Below are 15,960 nucleotides of genomic sequence, written 5' to 3' on the forward strand. Positions count from 1 at the left end.
AATGATGGTGGACCGCTCTTCTTGAAAGGAATAGGCCATGTCTGAAGTGACCCGCATTCCGGCGCGCAGTGCTGAAATTGGGGGCGGCGTGCCCATCAAGCGCCTGCTGCCCAGCCGCCTGCGACGCACCATTGGGGCATGGTGTTTTCTCGACCATGCGGGTCCGGCGCCGCGCAACACGGCAAACGTCGGTCCCCACCCGCACATCGGGCTGCAGACCTTCACCTGGATGATCGAGGGCCAGATGCTGCACCGCGACAGCCTGGGCTATACGCAAGTTCTCCGCGCCAACGAAATCAACGTGATGACCGCAGGCAACGGCATCAGCCACACCGAGGAGTCGCCAGGGCCAGAGCCCGTACACATGGTCCAGCTGTGGATTGCGCTGCCGCCGGCGCAGGCCGCAGGTGCAGCCAATTTCCAGCACTATGCGCAGGTGCCGACCTGGCAGGAGCAGGGCTGGCAGTACCGGCTGCTGGTTGGCACGCTTGGCCAGCGGCATGCGCCGGTGGAGGTGTTCTCGCCGTTGTTGGCGCTTGACATACGCGCGGGTGGCGGTGCCGATGCCTCGTGCACCCTGCCGTTGAACCCGGCGTTCGAGTACGGCGTGCTGGTGTTGCGTGGCCGGGCACGTATAGGCGCGGGCCCGGCGGTGCGTGCTGATCAAGCACCGATACTGGATGCGCAGACGCTGCTGTACCTGCCTGCAGGCCGCACGGCCGTGCAGTTGTACCAGGAAGGCGCGGAGCCCTTGCACCTGCTGGTCATTGGCGGCACGCCGCTGGCCAAGGTTCCGATCATCTGGTGGAACTTCGTGGCCGACGATGCCCAAGCGATTGCCGAGGCCGCCCGTCAATGGAATGCCCACGATGCACGCTTTGGTGAGGTCAGGGGCAGCCCATTGCCGCGCCTGGCTGCGCCGGCCTTTGCCTCGTTTGCGCGCGGCGGGACGGATTAGGTGAGGTCCAGATCGGCGTCCAGGCCTTGGCGCAACGCGAGCGTGTCGGGGGAGGCTGGCTCCTCGGGAAGCGATTCGATCTTGACGATGACGAGCGAGATATTGTCCCCGCTGCCGTGGGCGCGCTCGCGGGCCTTGCTGACAAGGAACATCGCCGCATCCTGTGCACCGAGCATGTGCAGGCTCTGGCCCAGCTCCTGCGAGGTGAAGTGGGCCCACAGCCCATCGCTGCATGCCATCAACACGTCTCCAACCTCCAGATCCTGGATGGCATGGTAGGCAGCGGGCGGTTCCGCATCGGTGCCGAGACAGCCCACCAGCACGTTGGAGCCGGGGTGGCCAACCGCCTCTGCCTCAGTGAGCTCTCCACTGTCGATCAGCGATTGCACGTAGGAGTGGTCCTTGCTGCGATACACCTGCCGACCCCAACGGTAGTGGTAGATGCGTGAATCGCCCGCATGCACGCAATGGGCCTGACCCTCGGGCAGGATGAGAAATGCTGCGATCGTGCTGTGCGGCTCCTGCTCGGCGGAAACGGCTGTCAGCCGGATCACCAGATGCGCCTCCCTGACGATGGCCTCCAGAAACTTGCGCGGCTGGTCGGTCACGGGATCAAACCGCTCGAACAGCTGCTTGGCCGTCAGCAGCACCTGGTCCGCAGCCTTGCGCCCGCCGCTGCGCCCGCCCATGCCGTCGGCCACCACCGCCAGCAGACACTCGCGATTGCGCGCATGCTGAAACAGCGCAACCTGATCCTGCTGGTACTGGCGGTCCCCCTTGTGGAGGCCGGTGGCTGCGGTCAGACGAAACTGGGTGGGCATGGTTAGCGGCGTTGTGTGTCAGAAGGCGGCTGGATGGCGGGCCCTGTGCGGTATGCAGGTGCTGCCCGCAATGCCAGCACGCAGTGTATCCAAACCGAACATTGCCACACATTTCGTTTCCTGTGTGCGGCAAGTCGTGGTTGCCGCGCACATTGAGGTTGAACAATTGTGAATCCGCGATCCTGCGCAAAGTCTTGCCGAATCCATGGACCGGCTTGTCATGCGCCTTGCAGCGTCTTCAGCGATGTCTGCCCATTGGCATAGCGTGGTTGTGGTGCGCCTTCTTGTGGGGCTGTGCAAGGTGTACGAAGCACGCTGACCAGTGCATGGGCCGAAGCGATACGGCACATAACGATCCCTCGGCGCCCGCATTGTTGGTTTAGACTGGCAACGCTGCGCTCGACTCCCGCCATGCTCCGTCCCGAATCTCTTGTCCAATACTTGCCGCATTTTTCCTTGCGGATCACGCTAAGCGGCAGCCGCTTGGCGTCCTGCAGTGCGCAAGCCGCCGCCTGCGTGGGCACGCCGACCCACTACCTGTTCAGGGTGTTCAGGGCGCACTGTCATTGCCTGCACCATGGAACTGCCTGAGCTGGTCGAGGCCACCTTTGGCACGCAGGGCGCTCTGGCGCAGAGCAACCCGCAGTTCAAACCGCGCCCGGGGCAGACCACCATGGCTGTGGCGGTCGCCAGGACCCTTCAGGAGGGCGGGGCGCTGGTGGTTGAGGCCGGCACCGGCGTGGGCAAGACCTTTGCCTATCTGATCCCGGCGTTGCTCAGCGGCGAGCGCGTGCTGGTGTCCACCGCCACCAAAGCCCTGCAGGACCAGATCTACACGCGCGACCTGCCGTTTCTGCGCAAGGCACTGGGCATTTCGCTGCAGGCCGCATTGCTCAAAGGGCGCAGCAGCTACCTATGCCCCTACCGGCTGGAGCTGGCAGAGTCGGAACAGGACACCGCCACCGATGCCGAAGTGCGCTGGGTCGCTGCGGTGCGCCGCTGGGCCGCGACCACGCAGACCGGCGACATGAGTGAAATGCCCGGCTACACCGAGCGTTCGCCGCACCTGCCGCTGGTTACCTCCACCCGCGAGAACTGTCTGGGTGCGCAATGCCCCAGCTTTAGCCAGTGCTACGTGAACAAGGCGCGCAAGCGCGCGCTTGCCGCCGATCTGGTGGTCATCAACCACCACCTTTTCTTTGCCGATCTGCAGGTGCGCGAAAGTGGCATGGCGGAGCTGCTGCCCAGCGTGCGCGCCGTGATCATTGATGAAGCCCATCAGTTCAACGAGACGGGTATTCACTTTCTGGGCGAGCAGTGGAGCAACTCGCAAGTCCTTGATTTCGCCCGCGAGACCCTGCGCACCTGCAACAAGCTGGCCCGCGGCCTGGCGGACTGGCCGCAACTGGTGTTTGAGGTGGACCAGGCCTGTCAGGGCTGGATGCGCTGTGTGGGCGAGGCAACCAACGTGCGGATCAATTGGGCTGATGCGGCGCCGGCCGGAGTGGACGCACCTGCCTGGCAGGAGGCACTGACGCGGCAGGCCAACGCGCTGCAAACCTTGCATGCAGCCTTGCAGGATGTGCGTGCGAGTGCGCCGGAACTCGATCGTCTGGCCGAGCGCTGCCAGCATCATTGGCGCAAGGCGCAGTTGTTTGCGGGACCGCCCCGCCTGGGCAGGGTGCGCTGGATGGACATCGGTGCCGTGACCCTGCGCATGATCGAGAGCCCGCTGGATATTGCCGAGGACATGCGCAGCCACTGGCAGTTGGCACCCGCTGCGCAGGCGCAGGAGGCCAAGACCGCAGAGGGGGGCGGGGCGCATGCATGGATCTTTACCTCTGCAACGCTGGGCGCTGATGCGCAGCTGAGCCATTTCACGCAGGCGTGCGGGCTGGAGCAGGCGCAGGTGCTGCAGGTGCCCAGCCCGTTCGATTTTGCCCGCCAGGCCATGCTGTATGTACCAGCAGACATGCCGCAGCCGCAGGATGCGGCGCACCATGGCGCAGCAGTCGCACAGCTGGCTGCGGAGGGCGCGCGCCGCCTGGGCGGACGCACGCTGGTGCTGACGACCACGCTGCGCGCACTGCGGCTGATCGGAGAGGCGCTGCGCAAGCAGCTTGCTGACGCAGCTGCGCTCGAAGTGCTGGTGCAGGGCGAGCAGTCCAAGCAGCGTTTGATGGAGCGCTTTCGCCAGCCGTCGCAGCAACGCGGCTACGTGCTGGTGGCTTCGGCGAGCTTCTGGGAAGGCTTTGACGTGCCAGGCGATGCACTGCAGTTGGTGATCATCGACAAGCTGCCATTTCCCCCGCCGCACGATCCCCTGGTACAGGCGCGGGCCAAGCGCTATGAGGAGCGCGGCGAGAGCGCGTTTGCGCAGCTGTTCGTGCCTGAGGCGGCCATCGCCCTCAAGCAGGGCGCAGGGCGACTCATCCGCACGGAAACCGACAAAGGCATTCTGGTCGTGTGCGACCCACGCATCGCAAGCAAGAGCTATGGTGCGCGCATGCTGTCAAGCCTGCCGCCAATGGCGCGTGCGCGCAAGCTGGAGTCTTTCGAGGAAGCCCTGCGGCGTCTTGCCGCGCAGCGGCCAAGCGCCGGACCCGACGGCGATGCTGCCGTCCCGGCGGTGCCGCAACGGTCCGATTAACGCCAGATCTGCCACCAGGCAGCGGGTTTCTCGGGGGCCTGGGGCTCGCCTTCCGGAAAGGAGGCCTCGCGCACGCGCCGCGCGTCGTCGCGCAGGTCAGTCATGCCCAGCGCGTCATAGGACGATTCGAGAATCTGCAGCGCTTCATACAGTGCCGGCGCGTCCTGGTAATCCTGGATGGCCTGCTGAGCACGGCTGATGGCGGCCACGTAGGCACCGCGCGAATAGTAATAGCGCGCCACGTGCACTTCATAGGCCGCCAATGCATTGGCGATGTAGATCATGCGCTGGCGTGCATCTGGCGCGTAGCGCGAATCGGGAAAGCGCTCGACCAGTTGCTTGAATGCCTCGAACGATTCCTTGGCGGCGCGTTGGTCGCGCTCGGACAGGTCACGGCTTTGAAACAGCGAGAACAGGCCACTTTGCTCGTTGAAATTCACCAGCCCCTTGAGGTAGAGCGCGTAGTCCGCCGCTTCGCTGGTCGGATGCAGCATCAGAAAGCGGTCCAGCGTGGCAATGGCCTCGGCGCGTTGGCCGTCGCGGTACTGGATGTAGGCGCGGTCAAGCTGCGCCTGCTGGGCCAGAATCGTTCCGGCCGCCCGGCCCTCGAGCCGCTCCAGCAACGGAATCGCCTTTTCATAGTTCTGCGCATCGATCTCGCTGCGCGCTTCGCTGTAGAGCTGGTCTGGCGTCCAGTTCTCGGTGCGGTCCTTCGGCGTGCCGGAACACGCCACCAGCAACGCGGCGCAGGCAGCAGGAAGAAGGTGAGCTAGCTTGGAGGTCATAGGCAGATGAAACGCGATAGGCAGAGACTGCAAGCTGCCGATTGTAGCGATCGCGCGCCAGGCCCACCGCTGCAAATGGCAATGCAGCCCGATTGCGGCGGGGAACCTTCCTACAATGGCGGGCTATGTTCGTACACCTGCGTTTGCACACCGAGTTTTCCGTGGTCGATGGCACCACCCGCGTTGCCGATGTGGCCGCTGCGGCGGCAGCTGATGGCCAGCCGGCGCTGGCCATCACTGACCTGAACAACATGTTCGGCGCGCTCAAGCTTTACAAGAAGGCGCGCGCCAAGGGCGTCAAACCTATCCTCGGTGCGGAGGTGACGCTGCAGGCGGCGCAGCCCGGCGAGCCGACCAGCCGCGTCGTTTTGCTGGCGCAGAACTGGCAGGGCTACCTGAGTCTCAATGCACTGCTGTCGCTGGCCTGGACGGAAAACAGCCGGGCCTTCGGCGAGGCGATGGTGACGATGGCGCAGCTGCGTGCGCACCACGAAGGGCTGATTCTGCTCTCGGGCGCGCAGCAGGGCGCCATCGGCCAGGCGCTGCTCAAGGGCGACTTTCCGTTGGCGTTCGAGCGCGCCATGGAGCTGGCGCAGATCTTTCCGCAACGCTGCTACATCGAGCTGCAGCGCGCCGGCCGCAAGGATGACGAACGCTACATTGCCCAGGCCGTGCAGCTGGCGGCCAAGGCCGGCCTGCCGGTCGTGGCCACCCACCCGGTGCAGTTTTTCGCGCCGGACGATTTCGACGCGCATGAGGCGCGCGTGTGCATTGCGGAAGGCGAAACACTGGGTAACCAGAAGCGGCAGAAGCGCTTCACGCGCGAGCAGTATTTCAAGCGCAGCGCGCAGATGCAGGCACTGTTTGCCGATATTCCGTCTGCCATCGAGAACACGGTGGAGATTGCCAAGCGCTGCAGCATCGAGCTGGTGCTGGGCAAGCCGCGCCTGCCGGAGTTTCCGATCCCCGCAGGCATGACGATCGAGGCGTACTTTCGCCAGCAGGCGCACGAGGGGCTGGAGCGCCGCCTGGCGTTGCTCTACCCGGATGCGCAAAAGCGCGAGGCCGAGCGCCCGCGCTACGTCGAGCGGCTGGAGTTCGAGCTGACGACGATCATCAACATGGACTTTCCGGGGTACTTCCTGATCGTCTCGGACTTCATCCAGTGGGCCAAGGCCAACGGTTGCCCGGTTGGCCCGGGGCGGGGTTCCGGCGCCGGTTCGCTGGTTGCGTATGCGCTGCTGATCACCGATCTGGATCCGCTGCAGTACAACCTGCTGTTCGAGCGCTTCCTGAATCCGGAGCGGGTGTCCATGCCTGACTTCGACATCGACTTCTGCCAGACCAATCGTGACCGCGTGATCGAATACGTCAAGGGCCGCTACGGGCGCGATGCGGTCAGCCAGATCGCCACCTTCGGCACCATGGCAGCGCGTGCGGCCATCCGAGATGTCGGCCGCGTGATGGACATGAGCTACACCTTCTGTGACGGCATCAGCAAGCTCATCCCGAACAAGCCGGGAAAGCCCGTCACCATCCAGTACCCGCCGCCGGATCTGCCAGAGTCGGAGAAGGACAAGTACGCCATTGCCGCCGAACCCCAGCTGGCCGCCCGCATCGAGAACGAGGAGGAGGTCAAGTCCCTGGTGGAGATGGCGCAAAAGCTCGAGGGGCTCACGCGCAACATCGGCATGCACGCCGGCGGCGTGTTGATCGCCCCCGGCAAGCTGACGGACTTCTGCGCGCTGTACCAGCAGCCTGGCAGCGATTCGGCCGTGAGCCAGTTTGACAAGGACGATGTCGAGGCCATCGGTCTGGTGAAGTTCGACTTTCTGGGCCTGGCCACCCTGACGATTCTGGAGCTGGCACGCCAGTTTATCATGCAGCGTCACCCCGGTCAGGCCGACTTCTCGTTCGAGAAACTGCCGCTGGACGACAAGGCCACCTACCGGTTGTTCCAGGAGGGACGCACGGAAGCGGTGTTCCAGTTTGAAAGCCGTGGCATGCAGGGCATGCTCAAGGAAGCCAAGCCCAACCGTCTTGAGGACCTGATTGCCCTCAATGCGCTGTATCGGCCCGGGCCGATGGACCTGATTCCCTCCTACATCAACCGCAAGCATGGGCGTGAGGAGGTCGAGTACCCGCACCCGCTGGTGGCGGAGGTGCTCTCGGAAACCTACGGCATCATGGTCTACCAGGAACAGGTGATGCAGACGGCGCAGATTCTGGGCGGCTACTCGCTCGGCGGCGCCGACCTGCTGCGCCGCGCGATGGGCAAGAAGAAGGCCGAGGAGATGGCCAAGCACCGCATGATCTTCCGCGAAGGTGCTGCCAAGAAGGGGCTCTCCGAAGCCAAGGCTGATGAAGTGTTCGACCTGATGGAGAAGTTCGCGGGCTACGGCTTCAACAAGTCGCACGCGGCCGCCTACTCCCTGCTGGCCTACCACACGGCCTGGCTGAAGGTGCACTACACGGCCGAGTTCTTCTGCGCCAACATGACCATCGAGATGGATGACACCGACAAGCTGAAGGTGTTGCTCGAGGACGCGCAGAAGTTCGGCATCCGCTTCGAGCCGCCGGACGTCAACTTCGGCGCCTACCGCTTTGAGCCGATCAGCGACAAGGTCATCCGCTATGGCCTGGGGGCGGTCAAGGGCACCGGGCAGGCGGCCATCGAGGCTATCATCGCCGCGCGCGAAGGGCGCGGTGACGGCCCCAAGGGGCAGGAGCAGCGCCCGTTCTCCAGCCTGTTCGACTTCTGCCTGCGCGTGGACAAGCACAAGATCAACAAGCGCACGGTCGAGGCGCTGATCAAGGCCGGCGCGTTCGACACCATCGAGGCCAACCGCGCCGCGCTGCTGGCCTCGCTCGATACGGCCTTCGATTGGGCTGCCGCACAGCATGCCAACGCCAATCAGGGCGGCCTGTTCGACATGCTGGGCGACGACGCCATCGGTGCCAGCCAGCACGAGCCCGAGCTGACCCAGGTGCTGCCCTTTGGCGTGCGCGAGCAGTTGCTGCTGGAGAAAAGCGCGCTGGGTTTCTTTCTCTCCGGCCATCTGTTCGACGAATATGAGAAGGAAGTGCGCCAGTTCGTGCGCACGCCCGTGGCCGATCTGGAGGATTCGCGCGAGCCCCAGCGCGTGGCAGGCATTGTCAGCGGACTGCGCAGCGTCAACGGCCAGCGCGGCAAGGTGTTCATCTTCACGCTCGATGACAAGAGCGGCAGCATCGAGGCGGTGGTCGACGAGGCGCTGATGAACCGCTGCAGCGATTGCATTCGTGATGACGCGCTGGTGGTGCTCAACGCGCGCTACCAGCCCGGCCGCAACGGTTTCGAGGCCCGTCTGGCGGTGCAGGAGGCCATGGACCTGGCCACGGCGCGCTGCGTATTCGGGCGCTGGCTCAAGCTGGACTGGCAAGTGGCAGACGATCCGCAATGCCTGCAGCAGCTCAGGGACTGGCTGCAGGCGCATCGTCCACCGTCAGAGCCTGTGACACAGGAGCAAGAAGAGGACAGCCCGCGCCGCCGCAGCGTGCCGCTGCGCATCCGGCTGACCTGCAGACGTGGTGACGAAGCGGCAGTGGCGGAAGTGCTTCTGCCGGCGGAAAGCGGCATCGTCCCCAGCGAGGATGCGCTGCACAGCCTGCGCGTACATAACGGCGGGGCAGGGGTGCAAATGGTTTACCCCTGACCGTCCGCGCGCCGTCAGGCTAGGCATGCATAACAACACGATCACCCATGACCGATGAACAACTGATCAACGATACCCGCCGCTGGGTCGACGAGGCCGTCATCGGCCTCAATCTCTGCCCCTTTGCCAAGGCGGTGCAGGTCAAGCAGCTGGTGCACTACACCGTCAGCCGTGCCCGAGACGCGCAGCAGTTGAGCAAGGATCTGGCGCGCGAGCTGATTGCCCTGGCCGACATGCCGCCGCAGCAGCGCGACACGACCTTGCTGATCGTGCCGGACATGCTGCAGGATTTTCTGGATTTCAACGACTTTCTCGATCAGGCCGATGCATTGCTGGAGCAACTCGGTTTTTCCGGAATCCTGCAGATCGCCGACTTTCACCCCGATTACCAGTTCGCCGACACGCAGCCGGAGGATCCCGGCAACTACACCAATCGCGCACCGTATCCAACGTTGCATCTGCTGCGCGAGGACAGCATCGACGCGGCAGTGGCGGCATTTCCTGACGCCAGCGCCATCTTCGAGCGCAACATTGAGGTGCTGGAGGCGTTGGGGTCACAAGGTCTGGCCAAGGTCGGATTTCCCTTTCGTGGCAATGGCCACGAGGAGAAGGCATGAAGAAGCCTTCTGCCATCGCGCAACGCCGCCATCAACGCGCCTCCGCCACAACTTCCGCGCAAGCCGACCGAAAGGTCCAGGCCCCGCGTGATGTGCTGAATGAGTTGGGACTTGCGCAGGACGTATCGATCGAACTGCTCAAGGCCTTGCACATTCTCACGCGCGAAGGTCGGCTCAACCAGGATTCGCGCCGCAAGCTCAAGCAGGTGCTGCACCTGGTGCAGTTCATCGAGCCGCTGATTCGCGAGATGGCCGAGGACGGGCACGCGCCGTGGCTGGTCGATCACGGCGCCGGCAAGTCCTACCTCGGCTTCGTGCTGTACGACCTGGTGCTGCGTCCACTGGGCCGCGGGCAGGTGGTGGGGGTGGAACATCGTGAGGAGTTGGTGGAAAAATCCCGCGCACTGGCCCGCTCACAAGGCTTCGAGCGCATGGCGTTCCTGCCCATGGCAGTGGCCGAGAGTACCCGGCATGCGGAGCTTCCCGAGCAGGTCGACATCGTGACGGCGCTGCATGCCTGCGATACCGCGACCGATGATGCGATTGCCTTTGGCCTGGCGAAACGGGCGAGGGCGATGGTGCTGGTGCCCTGCTGTCAGGCTGAGTTGGCGGCGCACTGGCGGGCGCGCAAAGCGCTGGATCTGGCCCGCACACCGTTGGCCGAGCTCTGGCGCCATCCGCTGCACACGCGCGAGTTGGGCAGCCATGTCACCAACGTCATGCGATGCCTTTACCTGGAGGCCTGTGGCTACCAGGTGTCGGTGACCGAGCTGATCGGCTGGGAACACAGCATGAAAAACGAACTCATCATCGCGCGCTATACCGGACAGCGCAAGCACAGCGCGCGAGAGCGCTTGCTGCAGATTGGCGCGGAGATGGGCCTGCAGGATTGGGCTGCCCGCCGCTTTCCGCAGCCTTGACGGCGTTGGCGTCGGTTACCATGTGCGCATTCCAGCTTCATGATCGTGCGCAGGGTCCAGCCCGTGCGGTGCTATTTCTTGCCGAACCCCATTACAGGATCACCAATGCGTAAGTATCTGTATTTCGACACCATGGTCGCGCCGCGCGTCATCACCCTGCTGTACTGGCTGCAGCTGGGCCTTTATGCACTGGGAGCACTGGCCTACGTCATGGCCGCATTCATGCTGCCCGGTGGTTTTTTCATGACGCTGCTGCGCCTGCTGATTGGCGCCCTTCTGTTCGCGCTCGCATGCTTGTTCGCACGAGTGTCGGCCGAGGTGCTGCTCGTCATCTTCAAGATCCATGACAACCTCAAGACCATTGCCGAGCGTGGCGACCGGCTCTGAACGCTGTCTACATGGCGCAGGCGAGGCAGACCATCTTCTCAGGCCCTTTTGAACAGCTATGCATGCGCTGCGAATTCGGACAAGACCGCGGTGGGCAACACACCTGGCGTTGCCAAGGCGAGGCGTCACGGGAAATAGGGGCAGCATCGCCTGACCGGCCGATGCAACGCGTGAGCCGGTCATAAACAGGTTTTTTGTACGATGGCCCGTCTGCCACGTTTGGTGATTCCCGGCCTGCCGCATCACGTGATCCTGCGCGGCATCAATGCCGCGCCGGTATTTGTCGACGACGCCGACTTCACGTTCTGGTGCGACATGTTGGCCGATCAGCTCAAGGCCCAGCCCATCCACCTGCATGCCTATGCGCTATTGCCCAGTCGCATCCATCTGCTGGTCACGCCGGCTGACGCGGGCATCCTCAGCCGTTTCATGCAGGCACTGGGGCGGCGCTACGTGCGCTACTTCAACCAGCGCCACGGGCGTTTTGGCACGCTGTGGGAGGGGCGCTACCGCGCCGGGCCGATGCAGCCAACGCCGCATGTGCTCAATGTCATGACCTACCTGGACTGGCTGCCTGTCACGCAGGGCTTGGCGGAGCGCCCGCGCGACTACGTCTGGAGCAGCCATCGTCACTACGCGGGCCTGGCGGCGCAGAAGATGCTCACGCCCCATCCGCTGTACTGGGAGCTGGCAGATACGCCGTTTGGCCGGGAAGCTGCCTACCAGGCCTTCAGCGAGGCAGGGCTGGGCCATGCGGTCACCGAGCAGATCGAGAAAAGCGCCATGGGCGGCTGGCTGCTGGCCAGTGCCAGCTTCGCACAGGACATTGCGCCTGGCATTGCCCGTCGGCTGGCACCGGGAAGGCCCGGCCGGCCGCGCAAGCACCCGGCCACGGGCGATGGTGCCGCTTCTCAGGGCCACTGAGCACCCGATCACGATCGCTGCATGCGGTCAGGCAGACATGCAGTGGGCAAGGCTGCCCGGGGTATCTTTGCTTGGCGCCGTGGGGGCGGAGCCTCTTGCGGCCCGCTGTCAGGTGCCGCCTGCGGCGGGCACCTGAAGCAGTTCCACCTGCAGTGCCACACCTACCTTGTCCCAGACGGTCGATTCTTCCTGCAGCAGATAGCGCGACTGCGGGTACTGCCGCGCCCAGTCTGCGGTCAGGGTCACGGTCACCCCTTGCTTGGACAGTTTCCAGTGCAGCGCGTCGAGCTCGGGATCCTTTCTGGCATGGGCAAGCAGCACGGCCAGCCGCAGACACAGCAGCTGGTACTTGAACACGTCGCTGGCGTGGATGTTGTCGATGACCTTCTTGAGCTTGCCGCGATGGCCAACCACCAGGCTGGCCATGCGTTCACGCTCCGATGGCAGGAAGCCGGGACAATCGCCGTTGCGAATGATGTAGGCGCCGTGATGGTGAAACCGTTCGTAGGCGATGCTGATGCCGATTTCGTGCAGCCGAGCCGTCCATTTCAGCAGCTGCAGGTCTTCCTGCTGCCAGTCGCCGGGATCCAGCGCACGCCAGATCGTCTCGGCAATGCGTGCCACTCGCTCGCCCTGTTCGCGCCCATAGCCGTGGCCAAAGCGCTCGATCAGGCTTTCCACCGAATTGTGGCGGATGTCGCGCCGCCTGGCGTCATGGTCCTTGCGTTGAATGAGATCGAGCAGCGCGCCCTGGCGCAACGCGCCGTCGGAGACGCGCATCGTCTCAATGCCAAGCATGCGCATCAGGGCGAGCAGCACGGCCACACCACCACCGATGACAGGCTTGCGGTCTTCGCGCAGATTGTCGAACTGCAGCTTGTCGCAGTGGCCGGCATCGATCAGACGCTGGCGCAGCTGCTCCACCCCCTCGCGGGTAATGATTTGCGCAGCGCCGCCAAAGGACTGCAGCAGCTGCGCGACTGCGCCCATGGTTCCGGAGGCGCCGTACACGTGCTCGCGTGGATAGGCATCGAAGCGCGCCATCTGCTCCTCAATGACGGCGCTGGCGGCAATCTCGGCCTTGCTGAAGCACTTGTTGGACAGCTTGCCGTCCGGGAAGAAGCGCTGCGACCACGACACGCTGCCTAGCGGAAACGACACCGCTTCCACCGATTTCTGGCCGATGCCCGCAATGACCTCTGTCGAGCGCCCGCCGATATCGATGACCAGGCGCTGCTCCTGCACATTGCGCGGCAGCAGATAGGTCACGCCCTGATAAATCAGGCGCGCTTCTTCCTGGCCGGAGATTACTTCGATGGGATGTCCCAGCAGCTGCTGGCCCTTGGTGACGAAAAGATCACGGTTCTTGGCCTCGCGCAGCGTCTGCGTGGCCAGCGCACGCACATGGCTGGGGCGAAAGTCCCGCAGTCGCTCGCCAAACCGCTCCAGGCATTGCCAGCCACGCTGCATGGCTTCCTCGCTGAGGAAGGAGTCCGCATCCAGCCCGCCGCCCTGGCGGACTGTTTCCTTGAGGTACTCCACCCGCTGCAGGTGACCGTTGTGCAGAATGCTGATTTCCAACCGAAAACTGTTGGATCCCAGATCAACTGCGGCCAGGCGCTCTCCGTCTTTCATGGCTGGACTCTTGGTATGCCGAAAGCTGGCATTGTAGAAGCGCTGTCACGCATGTTTCAGCGCAGCCTTGTGCACGCCGATGCCGCGGGGCAGGGCGCAGCCAAATGGTTGCGGCATCTGCTAGGCGCAGGATACCCACTGCACGGGGCGCCCCGGGGCCATGGTGCCTATTCGCGTGGCCATCGCCTGCGCTTCTGCCATGTTGTGTGTGACCAGGATTGCCGTGTGATTGAGCGCCCGCAGAATGTCGCGCACTTCGGTGGCAAGCCGTTCCCGCAAATCACTGTCCAGACTGGAGAAGGGCTCATCAAGCAGCAGCAGTTGCGGCGCAGGCGCCAACGCCCTGGCCAGCGCGACACGCTGTTGCTGTCCGCCCGAGAGCTCATGGGGCCACGCAGCGCCCGCCAGGGGCAGTCCCACCAGCTCCAGCATGCGCGCCACACACTTGTCGCGTTCCCGGCGCGACTGGCCGCGCAGTCCGAACGCAATGTTCTGCGCCACGGTCAGGTGCGGAAACAGCGCGTAATCCTGAAACACCATGCCGACATTGCGCCGCTCGGGTGCCAGCGCCGTGCGCGGGGTGGCCAGCGTCTTGCCGTTGAGGCGAATGGCACCGGCGCGCAGCGGCTCGAATCCGGCAATCGCGCGCAAGATGGTGGACTTGCCGCAGCCCGAAGGCCCCAGCAGGCAGGCGATTTCGCCCCGTGCAAGGGTTACCGAGCAATCACGCACGATTTCGTTCAGCCCTGCAGGGGTGTCATACCCCAGACAGACGCCTTCGAGCGAAAGAAAGGATGCGGGGGGAGAAGCGATGCGAGAGTGGGTGTTCATGCGGCCTGGACCTGTGATGCGTGGATACGCGCCACGGCACTGTCCGGAGGGACGTGGGCGCGGCCCGCATCGATTGCAAGCCGTGTGCGAGCCAGCAGAATTACGGGCAGCAGCCCCGCGGCGACAATGGCCAGCGCTGCGATGGCACCTTCTTCATAGGTCCCACGCGATGCCTCCGCGTACAGGCTGGTTGCCAGCGTCTCGAAGTTCAGCGGGCGCAGCAGCAAGGTCGCAGGCAGCTCCTTCATGGCATCGACGAAGACCAGCAGGGCCGCGGCGGCCATTGCCGGCCTGAGCAGCGGCAGATGCACGCGCCACAAGGTGGACAGGGTGCTGTGGCCGAGCGAGCGGGATGCCTGTTCCAGCGAGGGGGCGATGCGTGTGAGCCCGGCCTCGATGCCGCCGACTGGAATGGCCAGAAACCGCAGCGAGCAGGCCAACACGATGGCTGCACTGCTGCCCATCAGCCACAGTGACGGCTGCTGGACAAGCCACGAAATGCTCTGGTCGATCAGCGCCATCGGCGCCAATAGCCCAATGGCAAGAATGGTGCCGGGGACAGCATAGCCCAGACTGGCAATGCGGGCACAGGCCGTCGCCCATCCGGCGCGCCTGCCCGTGACCAGCAGCCGCGCCTGCCATGTCAGCAACAGGCCACAGGCAAGCGTCAGTACGGTCACCATGGCAGCCAGCAGGACCGTGTTGAACAGGCTCTGCCACAGGGCTTGGGAGATACCACTGTCTGTCTGGCTGAGCCGCTGCAGTGCGGCAGCCAGCAAGTAGCCCGCTGGCGCCAGAAAGCCCAGGATGACTGGCACGCTGCCCAACACGAGCGCCAGCGCGGCGGAGGCGCCATGCAGCACATGCGGGGCCATGGGTCGCATGCGTTGCGTGGTGGCAAAACGCTGTCGCTTGCGGGCGCGACGCTCAAGCAGAATCAGCGCCACCACCAGCAACAGCATCAGCAGGGCAATCTGCGCGGCGCCGCCCAGATCCGAGCGCGTGACCCAGGTGTTGTAGACCGCGACCGTCATGGTGCGCACGCCCAGAAACTCCGAGGCGCCGATGTCGTTCAGCGTCTCCAGCAGAGCCAGGGTGAGGCCAATGACCACCGCGGGACGTGCCATCGGCAATGCCACCCGCCAGAATGCCGCCGCGCGCGAGCACCCCAGAGTCCTGGCGGCCTCCATCAGGCTGGCGGACTGGCTCATGAACATGAACCGGGCGCTGAGGTAGACATAGGGATAGAGCACCAGTCCCAGCAAAAGCACCGCGCCAGGCAGCGAGCGGATGTCCGGCAGCCGGAAATCGCGCGGGCTTGCATAGCCGAGCAGGTCGCGCACAAGGCTTTGCACGGGGCCGATGGGATGCAGCAGATCCAGGTATGCGTAGGCGATGACGTAGCTGGGCATGGCCATCGGCAGCAGCAGCGCCCAGACAAGCACATTGCGGCCAGGAAACCGGTAGGCCGTCACCAGCCAGGCCGTGCCGGTGCCGATCACACAAACGAACACGCCGACACCCAGCAGCAACCACAGTGTGTTGCGGCTGGCCGAGGGCAGCACATGCGTGGCAAGGTGCTGCCAGTGTGAAAAGTCCGCGTGCCCCGCATGCCAGAGCAGCGCTGCCACCGGCGCGAGCACCAGCAGCGCAAGCACCGCACTGGCAAGCGGCCCCGTCCAGCGCGTCACCAAGGGCATCGGTGCGCCGCAGCAGTTGCGGGCAACTGCCCCTCAC

General features: G+C 64.6%; 11 protein-coding genes and 1 pseudogene. 7 read left to right on the forward strand and 5 right to left on the reverse strand.

Annotated features, from left to right (window positions below; genetic code table 11):
• Positions 1–37: 37 nt before the first annotated feature.
• Positions 38–958, forward strand: coding sequence for a pirin family protein (locus AAV94_RS06595; RefSeq protein ID WP_046741533.1), 921 nt, complete (start codon positions 38–40; stop codon positions 956–958).
• Here the strand turns inward: AAV94_RS06595 and AAV94_RS06600 are convergent.
• A complete protein-coding gene (locus tag AAV94_RS06600) occupies positions 955–1,779 on the reverse strand; it encodes a PP2C family protein-serine/threonine phosphatase (protein ID WP_084824791.1) in 825 nt (274 codons plus the stop codon). The genes AAV94_RS06595 and AAV94_RS06600 overlap by 4 nt on opposite strands.
• Positions 1,780–2,356: 577 nt before the next feature.
• On the opposite strand from AAV94_RS06600, the gene AAV94_RS06605 reads away from it, so the two are divergent.
• A complete protein-coding gene (locus tag AAV94_RS06605) occupies positions 2,357–4,429 on the forward strand; it encodes an ATP-dependent DNA helicase (RefSeq protein ID WP_046741534.1) in 2,073 nt (690 codons plus the stop codon).
• Here the strand turns inward: AAV94_RS06605 and AAV94_RS06610 are convergent.
• Complete coding sequence (locus AAV94_RS06610; protein WP_046741535.1) at positions 4,426–5,214, reverse strand: outer membrane protein assembly factor BamD; 789 nt, start codon at positions 5,212–5,214, stop codon at positions 4,426–4,428. The two genes, AAV94_RS06605 and AAV94_RS06610, sit on opposite strands and share 4 nt — an antisense overlap.
• Before the next feature lie 125 nt (positions 5,215–5,339).
• Here AAV94_RS06610 and dnaE point away from each other — a divergent pair, with 125 nt between their 5' ends.
• From dnaE to AAV94_RS06635, 5 genes are all read left to right on the forward strand, one after another.
• Positions 5,340–8,909 carry a DNA polymerase III subunit alpha gene (gene dnaE, locus AAV94_RS06615; protein ID WP_046741536.1) on the forward strand — a complete coding sequence of 1,190 codons (3,570 nt, stop codon included), beginning with the start codon at positions 5,340–5,342 and terminating at the stop codon, positions 8,907–8,909.
• A 47-nt stretch (positions 8,910–8,956) separates the two neighbouring features.
• Positions 8,957–9,526, forward strand: a complete 570-nt coding sequence (locus tag AAV94_RS06620; protein ID WP_046741537.1) for a DUF1415 domain-containing protein — start codon at positions 8,957–8,959, stop codon at positions 9,524–9,526.
• Positions 9,523–10,446 (forward strand): class I SAM-dependent methyltransferase, encoded by a 924-nt coding sequence (locus tag AAV94_RS06625; RefSeq protein WP_084824792.1) that lies wholly within the window; start codon positions 9,523–9,525, stop codon positions 10,444–10,446. The genes AAV94_RS06620 and AAV94_RS06625 overlap by 4 nt, the downstream gene beginning before the upstream one ends.
• Before the next feature lie 105 nt (positions 10,447–10,551).
• On the forward strand, positions 10,552–10,833 hold the full coding sequence (locus AAV94_RS06630; protein WP_046741538.1) for a DUF4282 domain-containing protein: 282 nt from the start codon (positions 10,552–10,554) through the stop codon (positions 10,831–10,833).
• 201 nt (positions 10,834–11,034) lie between these two features.
• Positions 11,035–11,757 carry a transposase gene (locus tag AAV94_RS06635; protein ID WP_046741539.1) on the forward strand — a complete coding sequence of 241 codons (723 nt, stop codon included), beginning with the start codon at positions 11,035–11,037 and terminating at the stop codon, positions 11,755–11,757.
• Positions 11,758–11,865: 108 nt separating this feature from the next.
• Here AAV94_RS06635 and AAV94_RS06640 read toward each other — a convergent pair whose 3' ends face one another.
• The 3 genes and pseudogenes from AAV94_RS06640 to AAV94_RS06650 form a co-directional block, all read right to left on the reverse strand.
• Complete coding sequence (locus AAV94_RS06640) at positions 11,866–13,392, reverse strand: Ppx/GppA phosphatase family protein (RefSeq protein ID WP_046741540.1); 1,527 nt, start codon at positions 13,390–13,392, stop codon at positions 11,866–11,868.
• Between the two features lie 120 nt (positions 13,393–13,512).
• On the reverse strand, positions 13,513–14,223 hold the full coding sequence (locus AAV94_RS06645) for an ABC transporter ATP-binding protein (RefSeq protein WP_046741541.1): 711 nt from the start codon (positions 14,221–14,223) through the stop codon (positions 13,513–13,515).
• A 77-nt stretch (positions 14,224–14,300) separates the two neighbouring features.
• A pseudogene (locus AAV94_RS06650) lies at positions 14,301–15,923 on the reverse strand (ABC transporter permease); the annotation flags it as partial.
• Positions 15,924–15,960: the final 37 nt, after the last annotated feature.

It is taken from the genome of Lampropedia cohaerens, from assembly GCF_001005215.1.
GTDB lineage: Bacteria > Pseudomonadota > Gammaproteobacteria > Burkholderiales > Burkholderiaceae_C > Lampropedia > Lampropedia cohaerens.

Bases quoted from the DNA above. Each gene is read 5' to 3' on its own strand.
- AAV94_RS06600 (WP_084824791.1), bottom strand. From the start codon at position 1,779: ATGCCCACCCAGTTTCGTCTGACCGCAGCCACCGGCCTCCACAAGGGG.
- AAV94_RS06620 (WP_046741537.1), top strand. From the start codon at position 8,957: ATGACCGATGAACAACTGATCAACGATACCCGCCGCTGGGTCGACGAG.
- AAV94_RS06610 (WP_046741535.1), bottom strand. From the start codon at position 5,214: ATGACCTCCAAGCTAGCTCACCTTCTTCCTGCTGCCTGCGCCGCGTTG.
- dnaE (WP_046741536.1), top strand. From the start codon at position 5,340: ATGTTCGTACACCTGCGTTTGCACACCGAGTTTTCCGTGGTCGATGGC.
- AAV94_RS06630 (WP_046741538.1), top strand. From the start codon at position 10,552: ATGCGTAAGTATCTGTATTTCGACACCATGGTCGCGCCGCGCGTCATC.
- AAV94_RS06595 (WP_046741533.1), top strand. From the start codon at position 38: ATGTCTGAAGTGACCCGCATTCCGGCGCGCAGTGCTGAAATTGGGGGC.
- AAV94_RS06645 (WP_046741541.1), bottom strand. From the start codon at position 14,223: ATGAACACCCACTCTCGCATCGCTTCTCCCCCCGCATCCTTTCTTTCG.
- AAV94_RS06625 (WP_084824792.1), top strand. From the start codon at position 9,523: ATGAAGAAGCCTTCTGCCATCGCGCAACGCCGCCATCAACGCGCCTCC.
- AAV94_RS06605 (WP_046741534.1), top strand. From the start codon at position 2,357: ATGGAACTGCCTGAGCTGGTCGAGGCCACCTTTGGCACGCAGGGCGCT.
- AAV94_RS06640 (WP_046741540.1), bottom strand. From the start codon at position 13,392: ATGAAAGACGGAGAGCGCCTGGCCGCAGTTGATCTGGGATCCAACAGT.
- AAV94_RS06635 (WP_046741539.1), top strand. From the start codon at position 11,035: ATGGCCCGTCTGCCACGTTTGGTGATTCCCGGCCTGCCGCATCACGTG.